Below are 9566 nucleotides of genomic sequence, written 5' to 3'. Positions count from 1 at the left end.
GCCTTCGCCTGTCCCCGCCATGCCCTCCGGACGGCGGGCGGCAGCCCGCCGCAGCAGGTCGGTGACCTCCTCGTCGGGCGTCTGGTCGAAGTCGGCGTAGAACTCGCCGATGCCGAGGAAGCTCGCCGGCGACTGGACGCAGATCACCTCGTCGGCCTGCCGTCGCAGCCAGTCGATGCGGTCACGGGCGGCGACGGGCGTGGCGAGCACGACCCGGTCCGCGCACTGGGCCCGGACGACCCGGCAGGCGGCCAGCGCCGTCGATCCGGTCGCGATCCCGTCGTCGACGATGACCACCGTGCGTCCGGCGAGGGGGATCCGCGGCCGGCCGTCCCGGAAGCGGCGGGCGCGCCGCTCCAGCTCCGCCGTCTCCCTCGCCTCGACCGCGGCGAACTCCTCCGGACTGACATCGGCCAGCAGCAGGGTCTCCTCGTTGACGACCCGCACCCCACCCTCCGCGATCGCACCCATGGCGAGCTCGGGCTGGAACGGCACGCCGATCTTGCGGACGAGGATCACGTCCAGCGGCGCATCCAGTGCCCGTGCCACCTCGAACCCGACCGGGACCCCGCCGCGGGGTAGTCCCACCACAACGACGTCCTGACCGCGCAGGTGGGCCATCCGCGCGCCGAGTTGCCGGCCTGCGTCCGCACGAGTGTCGAAGATCATGGCCGTCTCACCGTCCTCCCCGTTCGGACTCGATGTCTGCGCCGTCGTGATTCCCAGGAAGGCCAGGGCCGATCCGCCTCTGGGCCACATTCGCACCGCCCGATCGGGCCCTACCCGAGTCCGACACCCGCGGGGCAGCACCGCCGACCAGGCCTCCCCCGGCCGGACCACCCAGCCGACAGGCCAGCCGACAGGGGAATCCCGGCGACCGGAGTGGATGCCGAAACGGGCACCAAACGCCGGCTGCTTTGCCAGGCTGGCATGAGGGGCGCCCTGCGCGGTCGACCACGCGACCGGTCGACCCGATCCACCAGGTTCACCAACCGGCCGCTGCCGGCCGGCCAACCGGCCCCGGCCGGACCCATGACCGCCGCCGGCCGACCGGCCGGCCCGAAACCGCCGTGCAGCGGCCACTCGCCGGAGCTGCGCGAATGGCAGGCATCCGCCGGTGTTCCCCACCTCAGTCGCCCATCGCCGGACCGACGGGACACCCGACGGAAGGCCTTGCGACAGGCCCGTCGTATGTCCGCTCGGCCATCTCGCCCGACCGCGTCCCGGTCATCCGGGACCGGCCCACTGCGCGTCCGCGAACCGGCACCAGAATCGGCCCACATGCATAATGAAGAGGTGACGCTCCGTTTGCAGCACGGCGCCGCCCCTCACCGGGCATGGCGAGTGATCTGTCTTCCCGGGAGCTGTCCGTGTTGTCCCAGCCCTCGCGCCCACTGAGGCTCGCCGCCAGCGTGACGAGCCGGTCAGCCCGCTGGTTTCGGGGCTGGCCCGGGTGCGAGGGGCCTCGGAGTTCGGTGCATCGAACCTGGACGCGAGACCAACCTGACCGGCGGCCCAACCTCCGCTGATCGTCCGCGGTCCCGGTAACCGACCTGCAACAAGTCGGCAGCCTCCACGGACCGCCACCTCCGGTCGACGTGTCGCGACGCACCGCTCCGTCATCTCCCGCCGATCGCGGGCGTGTCGGCATACGCCGACACGCCCGGGGGTCCGCGATGTGCCACCGGCCGATCCGGCCGCGGACCGCCCCGACGGTGGCGGGCCGCGTGCGACCCGGCCAGGACCGGCCTTCGGCTCCCCGATCCCCCGGTGGGAGTCCCCCGACAGGCGTATCGATCAGGAAGGCAGCATCCGCCGTGTCCTTCGAGGCGTGGATGGCCCGTCTACGGAACGAGGGATACCTCGTCTGCCCGGGCAGCTCCGCAGTGCCGGTCGAGATACGAGGCGTCCGCCCGGACGGAGTCGGCCTGCACTTTCGTTGCCGGGGGACGTCCATCCGGCTCGCCGTGTACCGGCCCGGCCGGGCCGCGTGGCAGGTAGCCGTCCGGGATGACGGATGGTGCCCCGAGGAGGCCCTGCAGCTGTGGGCGCACCTACCCCTGGACGGCCCGCCGCCGCCCGCCGACGCCCGCCTGGCCTTCCCCGGAGACGCGAGGCCCGACCAGGAACTCGTCGTCGACGGTGCCCGGGCCTGGGGCTGGTCACGCCACGAGGCGGGCCTGCTACGACCGTCCGCCGCCGCTTACCTGTTCGGCCACCTCCTCGCGACCCTCACGGGCTCCGGGGCGCAGGAGGCCCTCGGCATCCGCGGGTACGGCGGCCGGACCAACCTGGACCGTCCGGATCGCCCGGCCGGCGCCGGCGTCGCGCGCACCCGCCCCGGCGCCCCGACGCGTCGCACCGGCGCCCCGATCCGGGCTGGCGCCGCCGTCACCGCAGGCGCCGCGGAACAACCCGGCCGCCGCGCGGACCTCGCCGACGCCGCCCTCCCCACTGCCCGCTCCGAGGCGCACGGCGAGGCCCGCGGCGACCGCGCCGTCCGGATCGGCTGACCCCGCCGCGCGGGCCGGTGGGTGGATGGCGGTGCACTCGGGCGGGGGTGGTCGTCGCACCGCCCCCGTCATCCTGTAAGCTTCGATTACTTCCAGGGGGTGTAGCTCAGCCTGGTAGAGCGCCTCCCTCGCACGGAGGAGGCCAGGGGTTCGAGTCCCCTCACCTCCACAACTGTATTTTGCCTGCACCTCGACGGTTTTGGCGTTGAGGTGCATGTCAGCGTTTGATCTTTCAGGTCATGCCTACACGGCTACGCCGCCGCATCGACACCCTCCAGATCACCGCGGTCGAGCGGCTCGCGATCCGACCGAACCCGCAGGTCGACAGCAGTAACGCGGCCACCGCTCTGCCCCATCAATCCCGCACCGTCTCCACCAAGGCCGTCGGGTGCGGGTAGGGCCGGGGCCGGGGCCGTCCCAGGGAAATCTCCTGAGAACCGTGTGGCGCGCTCAGTCGGGTGATGTGTGGGACCGGGCGTGCAACCTTCGTGCCGTGGAGGTCCGCCGAACTCCGCGGGCAGCGACGGTCACAGCAGGTGACGACCTCCGTCGACGTTGAGCGTCTGGCCGGTGATGAAGGCGGCGTCGTCCGAGGCAAGGAAGAAGATCGGTCCGACCAGGTCCTCGGGAGTTTCGTCGCGGTGGAGCGCACGCGCACTGCGTTGCTCCGCCAGCAGGGCCTCGGGAAGCACCGCCGCGGCCGCCGGGGTGACGGTAAGTCCCGGGGTGATCAGATTGACGGTGATGCCGTATCCGCCGAGTTCGCGGGCCAGGACATGGGTCAGACCCATGACGCCACCCTTGGAGGCCACGTAGTGGGACTGCATAGGGGTGCCGCTGAAGACCGAGCCGGACCCGATGTTCACGATGCGACCGTGGCCGCTCGCCTTCATGAGGGGAACGAAGGCCCGGATCATGAGAAAGGTGCCGGTGAGGTTGACGTCGATGACCTGACGCCATTCATCGGCGCTCATCTCCTCAAAGGCGGTCTGCGGAAAATGGCCGGCGTTGTTGATCAGAACGTCGACCGTGCCGAGGCTCTGCTGCACGACCTGGGCCAGCGCGGCGACGCTCTGCTCGCTGGAGATGTCCGCAGGAACAGTGTGCAGCGACGGGTGCTGCCCGCCGGACGCACCGGAGTCCCACCGGGCGCGCCACGTGTCGAGCGCCTCGGGCGAGATGTCAGAGGCGACGACGGTGTCACCGTGGGCCAGAAACCGGTTGACGATCTCGGAACCGATGCCGCCGGCGGCGCCGGTGACCACGACGGTACGTGCTGTGCTCATGACTGTTCCTCTCGAGCCGGATCGAGTAAGCATCAGCTAACTCAACATATGCCTGATACTTATCCATATCGCTTGCGTGGCCACGCAAACACGGACGCGGCGGAGGAAACGGGGCAGGAGCACGGTGGCGGAAAAGTTCGAGGAGCGACTGCCGTACCTGATGCGGCGGGTGAGCACGGCACTCTCCCAGCAGGTCGACCGAGCGCTGCGGGAATTCTCGCTCACCCACACCCAGCTCGGCGCACTCGCCCACCGGGCTGCTCGAGCGAGGACTCGTCGACCGCGAACCGCACCCCACCCACGGCCGGCTTCTTCGGGTAAAGATCACGCCGACGGGCGCCGAGCTGCTCGCCCGCGCCCAGGCCGCAACCGGGAAAACCGAAGATCGGGAGAGAACGCTTTCCCGGTCACGTCTCGACCCCCGGTTGAGATCAAGGAGATCGTCTATCAGGCGGTACCGTACGTGGGCATGGCCAAGGTCTTCGACTTCCTCCGTGCCACCATGCCGAGCGCGGCGTCGAGTTGCCCCTGCCCGGCCAGTCCACCACCACTCCCGGGACACGCGCCGAGACAGGTCTGGCGATCCAGAAATAGATCGCGGGCGCCGAGGCCGTCGATGCGCTCTACGGCTCCGCGCCAACGGACGTAGAGCACATCCAGCACTGCCTGTCGGCCGGCTTCTTTTGGGGGGCGATGCAGCTCGATGCTGTAGCAGGACGACCAGTGGGTAAGCGTGACGGCAGCATCCGCTAGCGCCTTGAAGATCAAATTATACCTTCTGTCTTGTCACGGAAAATAGTGCGGGACGTGACGTCGCATCCATCTCGATCGACATCGCCGTCCGCGAATAGTGGCGGGCCAGGCATGCCCTCAGCCCGTCGGCAACACGCTTCGCGGCGATGCCGATTCTCAACCGCGAGCCACAGTCAACACGCGGTCAGCGGAAGTGAGAGAAAGTGTCAGGTGCCGAGGCCGTCGAGGACCTCGGCGGTGGGGAGGGCGGCGAGCGCCGCTCCGGGCAGCCACAGTTTGGACCGGCGCAGGCCGGAGCCGACGACGACCCGAGGATGCTCGGCGACCGCGCGGTCGATCAGCAGCGGCCAGTCGGCGGGCAGCCCGACCGGGGTGATGCCGCCGTACTCCATCCCGGTGCGGGAGACGGCCGTGTCCATCGGCGCGAACGACACCTTGCGGGCCGCGAGCCGGCGCCGGACCAGCCCGTTCACGTCCGCCCGGGTCGTCGCGAGGACCATACACGCCGCGAGCGTCGTCTCGGCGCCGCGCCTGGCCGCGACGATCACGCAGTTCGCCGAGTCCGCCGGGGCGACCCCGTAGCGCTCGCAGAACGCGGCGGTGTCGGCAAGCTCGGGGTCGATTTCCGCGACCTCGACCTGCTCGACGGACGGCGCGGACCCCGCGGCCGGCCAGGACTTCAGGGCCGCCGCCGTCGCCGCCGCGAGCAGGTCCGGTCGGCGCAGGGCTGGCACCGGCCGAAGTATCTCGGTCATGGAGCGAGATTACGGTCCAGCCCTGCGCGGTCCGTTCACCCATCCCCGCGCCCGCACGGTCACGTGGTGCTCAGGAGGCGTCGTCGTAACCTTCGCGGACGGCGAAGCGGGTCAGCTCCACCCTGTTGCGGAGCTGCAGCTTGCCCAGCACGTTGTGCACGTGGTTCTGCACGGTGCGGTGGGAGACACCGAGGCGCTGCGCCGCGTCCCTGGCCGACAGGCCCTTCGCGACCAGGCGCAGCACCTCGATCTCCCGCGCCGTGAGCCGCGGGGCCGACGGCGACGCAGCCGTGTCGCGCGCCGCCCGCGACATCTCTCCCAGGACGAGCGCGGCGAGCCCCGCGCTGAAGACGGCGACCCCGGCGGCCGTGCGGTGCACGGCGTCGACGAGCTCCTCGGGCCGCGCCGACTTGACGACGTAGCCCGACGCCCCGGCCCGAACCGCCGCCAGGACGTCGGCCTGCTCGCCGGAGGCCGAGACGATCAGGACCGCGCCGGTGAAGCCGCCGACCGTCGCCGCCGGGCCGAGCAGAGCCCCGATCACCTCGACGCCCGAGCCGTCGGGCAGCGTCAGATCGAGGACGACGAGGTCGGGCCGGGTCGCCGCGATCACCCGCAGCGCCTGCGCCACCGAGCCGGCCGTGCCGACGACCACGAAACCCGCCTGGTCCAGGTCCCGGCTCAACGCCTCCCGCCACAGCGGATGGTCGTCGACGACCACCACCCTGGCCGGTGGCCCGTCCGGCGGCCCGTCAGCGTGGGACATGCAGCTCGACCTCCGTCCCCGCCCCGGGTCGGCTCGTCACGGTCACCGTGCCGCCCAGCTCCCGGATCCGCCCGCGCACCGAGACCGCGAGCCCCAGGCGCCCCTCGGCGGCGGCCTGCTCCATCCGCCCGGCCACCATCCCCACTCCATCGTCACGAACGGTGACGATCACCCGGTCGCCGTCGTCCTCCACGAGCACCCAGGCCGACGCCTCGGGGCCGGCATGGTGGGCCACGTTGTCCACCGTGGCCTCGACCGCGGCGACGACCTCCCGCACCTGCTCGGCCCGCAGGAGAACCGGCGCGCCCGGCGTCCCCACCGCCACCGCGGGCCGGCCCGGCACCGCGGGCCGCGCCAGCCGTAACAGCGGCCCCACCAGGTCCGCCGAGACCCCGTCCCCCACCCGAACACCGTCCCTCGCCCGAACACCGTCCCTCGCCCGAACACCGTCCCTCGCCCGAACACCGGTGCCCGCCCGGACACCGCCGCTCGCCATGCCGGCGGTGATCCGCGGGGCGGTGGGCGTGCGCAGCAGTTCCCGCAGCGCCGCCTCCTGCTCGGCGGCCAGCGCCGCCACCGCCGCCGCCGGCAGACCCCGTGGTGCCTCGCGGGAGATCAACGCGAGCGCCTGCAGGACGCCGTCGTGCACCCGCCGGGCCAGCCGCTCCCGCTCGGCGTCGCCGGCCCGCGCGGCCAGCACATCGGCGAGCGCCGCCTCCGCCACCAGCGCCGTGCGGCTCAGGTGGCCGACGATCATCCCGGACAGTAGGAACAGCACGGCGGTGCCGATCGAGGAGTCGTTCACCACGCCGCGTTCGACGAACGTCGCGATCGACAACAGCAGGCCGGCGAGCAGGCCGCCTGCGGTGCCGCCCCGCAGCGCCGCACCGAGGACACCACTGGCCGACCACAACCCGGGCAGGACGTGGCCGGAGCGGGGGCCCACCGGCAGGGTCAGGACGACCATCGCCGTGCACAGCGCGACGTCCGCGGCGACGAGGCCGGCCAGCAGCCGGGGCCGGTGGCCGTCGACCGCGGGCGCGAGCACCGACATGACCACCGACCAAACCGTCATCACGCCGAACAGGGTGAGGCCGAGCGCGGGTCGGTCGGCCTGCCCGAGGGTCTGGCCAACCAGGGCGACGGCGTAGGCGAGCGACGCCCAGCGGTAGACCGTCAGGGACCGCCACAGCGCGCCGCGCACACCGGCCGGTCCCCATGGGAGCCCCACCGCGCAAGTGTGGCAGAAGGTGCACTCAGGACAGAATGAGTATCTGTACTCATGTCAGGACGTCGGGATGTCACGAAACTGATTCCCATGTCGAACTCACCTCCGCAAGCCAGGAGCACGACCGTCTTCTTCGTCCAGGCGGCCCTGTCGTTCGCCGTGTCGCTGGTCGCCGTCACGTACGCGATCGCCCGGCTGCCCGGCGATGCCTGGATGCGCGCCTTCCTCTGGCTCGGCCTGCTCTACGTCGTGACCTCGGCGTTCACCCTGGCCAAGTGCGTGCGCGACCAGCAGGAGGCGGCCAGCGTCGTCAACCGCGTCGACCAGGTCCGGCTGGAGCGGCTCTTGGCGGAATACGACCCGCTCAAGACGCCGGTCAATCGCTGAACCGCAGCCGGACACGGCGGCGGGCAGCGGAGGCGGGGACCGGCGGGCAGGCAGGCTGGTGCGACGGCCCGCCGCGGGCGGGCGTCGCGCACCCACCGGAGGTCGCCGTGCCAGCCGTTCCCGTCGAAAGCGATGCGCAGGGCGCCGAACAGGTCAACCTGTCAGAACTGGTCGACCTGTCAGTGCCGATCGTCAGCGGCATGCCCGTGTACCCGGGGGATCCCGAGGTGGCGGTCGCGCCCGCGCTGCGCGCACCCGCGGACGGGGTCAACGTGCAGCGCCTGCACCTGGGTTCGCAGTCGGGCACGCACGTCGACGCGCCCTGGCACATCGACGATGCGCTGCCCCGCCTCGACGAGCTGCCGCTGGAACGCTTCGCCGGCCCGGCGGTGCTGGTCGACGCCCGCGGGCAGGCAGCGCAGGGGGCGATCGGGCCCGACCTGCTCCCCGCGGGACTGCGCCCGGGCGACATCGTCCTCATCGTGACCGGCTGGTCGGACCGCTGGGGGCATCCCGACTACCTGCGCCACCCCTACCTGGCACCCGATACGGCCCGAGCGATCGTCGACGCCGGGGTGCGGACCGTGGGCATCGACGCGCTGAGCGTGGACCGCACCCCCGGCCCGGGTCAGGAGTTCGGCCTCGCGGCGCACCGGGTGCTGTGCGGCGCCGGGGCGGTGATCGCCGAGAATCTCACCGGTCTGGCGGGGCTGCTGCAGGCTCAGACGCAGGGGCGGCCGATCGAGGTCTTTCTGTTCCCTCTTCCCCTCGCGGCAGCGGACGGCGCCCCGGTCCGCGCGGTGGCCCGGCTGGGCCCGGCGGCCCTGAGCCGGCGGGGCGCTCAGCTCCCCACGGCGTGGCGGCGCAGCAGCGGGTCCAGCTCGGCGGGGTCCTCGCCGGCAGGGTCGCCGCCCGTGGGCTGACGGGGCGTCGGGCCGGCCGCGGACCCACCGGGCTGCGCGGCCTCGGGCGACACGATCAGGCCACCGTGGGTGCCCGGCGGGTTGATCTGGACGCGGCCGGGACGCGAGGTCTTCGGCCGACTGGTGGGGCGGACCGCCGGGCGGGCGGTCATCCGTGCGGCGGACGCCGCCGCGGCCTCACCGCCGTCCATCTCGACCTCGACGTATTCGACCTCGACGTATTCGACGCCGTTGTAGTCGACGGGGTCGTAGTCGACGCCGTCGTAGTCGGCGGGGTCGTAGTCGGCGGGTGCAACGGTGCCGGCGGGCGGCGCGTAGCCGTACAGGACCTTCGCGTGACCGCCACTCGCCGGCCGACCCGGGGCGGCGTCGTCCCACGCGGCGGCAGGAGCGTAGCCGGGCAGCTCGTCCTGCCCGGCGTCGTCACGGTTCGCGAGCTGGGCGGCCATCAGGCTGCCGAGGTCGATCGTCTCCGCCCGGGCGTGCGCCAACTCCTCGGGGGTGAGCTCCTCCCCCGACTCGGGACCCAGGTGCCACTCGCCCGTGCTCGCCGCGGAGTCCCGCTCGTGGTAGGCGAAGGAGGAGCCGACCGGGCGACGACGGCTGCGGGCGACCCGCTCGGCCTCTATCCGGCGCTCGATCGAGACCCGGGTGATCGCGAGCCGGCGTTCGACCTGGGCGGCGCGCCGCAGATGGAAGAGGTACCCGGCGAACCCGAGATCACCCAGCAGCTGCACGGCGATCCACATCCCGCCGAACACGGCGGCCAACACGACCGTCACCGGGAGCAGTGCCGCCACCAGGATCAGCCGCTGCCGGCGGACCCGCATCAGGGCTGCCCGCTCGGCGGCCACCCGGTGCAGCGCGACGGTGCGGCGGGAGTCGACCCACGGCTCGTCGCCGCGGACCATGCCGTCGTCGCCCGGCGACCCCGGCCTGCCCGAAGCCCCAGCCC

The 9566-nt window shown here is 72.5% G+C and carries 11 protein-coding genes and 1 tRNA gene; 5 read left to right on the top strand and 7 right to left on the bottom strand.

Annotated features, from left to right (window positions below; genetic code table 11):
• The coding region (locus NBZ83_RS25885; protein WP_261575969.1) for a phosphoribosyltransferase at window positions 1-669 on the bottom strand (669 nt) is incomplete at its 3' end.
• A gap of 1148 nt (window positions 670-1817) precedes the next feature.
• Between NBZ83_RS25885 and NBZ83_RS25880 the strand changes: the two genes are divergently transcribed.
• From NBZ83_RS25880 to NBZ83_RS25870, 3 genes are all read left to right on the top strand, one after another.
• Window positions 1818-2513 carry a hypothetical protein gene (locus NBZ83_RS25880; protein WP_261575968.1) on the top strand — a complete coding sequence of 232 codons (696 nt, stop codon included), beginning with the start codon at window positions 1818-1820 and terminating at the stop codon, window positions 2511-2513.
• 95 nt (window positions 2514-2608) lie between these two features.
• A tRNA-Ala gene (locus tag NBZ83_RS25875) sits at window positions 2609-2682 on the top strand.
• Window positions 2683-2752: 70 nt separating this feature from the next.
• On the top strand, window positions 2753-2911 hold the full coding sequence (locus NBZ83_RS25870) for a hypothetical protein (RefSeq protein ID WP_261566822.1): 159 nt from the start codon (window positions 2753-2755) through the stop codon (window positions 2909-2911).
• A 129-nt stretch (window positions 2912-3040) separates the two neighbouring features.
• On the opposite strand, the gene NBZ83_RS25865 is transcribed toward NBZ83_RS25870, so the two are convergent.
• The 5 genes from NBZ83_RS25865 to macS all read right to left on the bottom strand — a co-directional run bounded on the left by NBZ83_RS25865 (window position 3041) and on the right by macS (window position 7304).
• Window positions 3041-3799, bottom strand: a complete 759-nt coding sequence (locus NBZ83_RS25865; RefSeq protein ID WP_261575967.1) for an SDR family NAD(P)-dependent oxidoreductase — start codon at window positions 3797-3799, stop codon at window positions 3041-3043.
• Window positions 3800-4246: 447 nt separating this feature from the next.
• Complete coding sequence (locus tag NBZ83_RS34390) at window positions 4247-4567, bottom strand: hypothetical protein (RefSeq protein ID WP_261571123.1); 321 nt, start codon at window positions 4565-4567, stop codon at window positions 4247-4249.
• Between the two features lie 191 nt (window positions 4568-4758).
• The gene (locus NBZ83_RS25855; protein ID WP_261571122.1) at window positions 4759-5307 is read right to left on the bottom strand and encodes a YbaK/EbsC family protein; all 549 of its coding nucleotides are present in this window, start codon (window positions 5305-5307) and stop codon (window positions 4759-4761) included.
• Window positions 5308-5377: 70 nt separating this feature from the next.
• The gene (locus NBZ83_RS25850) at window positions 5378-6073 is read right to left on the bottom strand and encodes a response regulator (protein WP_261571121.1); all 696 of its coding nucleotides are present in this window, start codon (window positions 6071-6073) and stop codon (window positions 5378-5380) included.
• Window positions 6060-7304 carry a MacS family sensor histidine kinase gene (macS, locus tag NBZ83_RS25845; protein ID WP_261575966.1) on the bottom strand — a complete coding sequence of 415 codons (1245 nt, stop codon included), beginning with the start codon at window positions 7302-7304 and terminating at the stop codon, window positions 6060-6062. Before macS ends, NBZ83_RS25850 begins: the two co-directional genes overlap by 14 nt.
• 87 nt (window positions 7305-7391) lie before the next feature.
• Here macS and NBZ83_RS25840 point away from each other — a divergent pair, with 87 nt between their 5' ends.
• The gene (locus NBZ83_RS25840) at window positions 7392-7688 is read left to right on the top strand and encodes a YiaA/YiaB family inner membrane protein (protein ID WP_261571119.1); all 297 of its coding nucleotides are present in this window, start codon (window positions 7392-7394) and stop codon (window positions 7686-7688) included.
• A 107-nt stretch (window positions 7689-7795) separates the two neighbouring features.
• Window positions 7796-8611, top strand: a complete 816-nt coding sequence (locus NBZ83_RS25835; RefSeq protein ID WP_261571118.1) for a cyclase family protein — start codon at window positions 7796-7798, stop codon at window positions 8609-8611.
• Here NBZ83_RS25835 and NBZ83_RS25830 read toward each other — a convergent pair.
• On the bottom strand, window positions 8530-9566 hold a 1037-nt coding region (locus NBZ83_RS25830), incomplete at its 5' end, for a SepX/GlpR family protein (RefSeq protein ID WP_261575965.1). The two genes, NBZ83_RS25835 and NBZ83_RS25830, sit on opposite strands and share 82 nt — an antisense overlap.

The sequence above is a fragment of the Frankia gtarii genome (assembly GCF_025403375.1).
Lineage (GTDB): Bacteria > Actinomycetota > Actinomycetes > Frankiales > Frankiaceae > Frankia > Frankia gtarii.
This window is presented reverse-complemented; position numbering and strand designations above follow the sequence as displayed.

Coding starts and splice junctions, on each gene's coding strand:
- NBZ83_RS25840 (WP_261571119.1), top strand. CDS start 7,392: ATGTCGAACTCACCTCCGCAAGCCAGGAGCACGACCGTCTTCTTCGTC.
- NBZ83_RS25865 (WP_261575967.1), bottom strand. CDS start 3,799: ATGAGCACAGCACGTACCGTCGTGGTCACCGGCGCCGCCGGCGGCATC.
- NBZ83_RS25850 (WP_261571121.1), bottom strand. CDS start 6,073: ATGTCCCACGCTGACGGGCCGCCGGACGGGCCACCGGCCAGGGTGGTG.
- NBZ83_RS25870 (WP_261566822.1), top strand. CDS start 2,753: ATGCCTACACGGCTACGCCGCCGCATCGACACCCTCCAGATCACCGCG.
- NBZ83_RS25855 (WP_261571122.1), bottom strand. CDS start 5,307: ATGACCGAGATACTTCGGCCGGTGCCAGCCCTGCGCCGACCGGACCTG.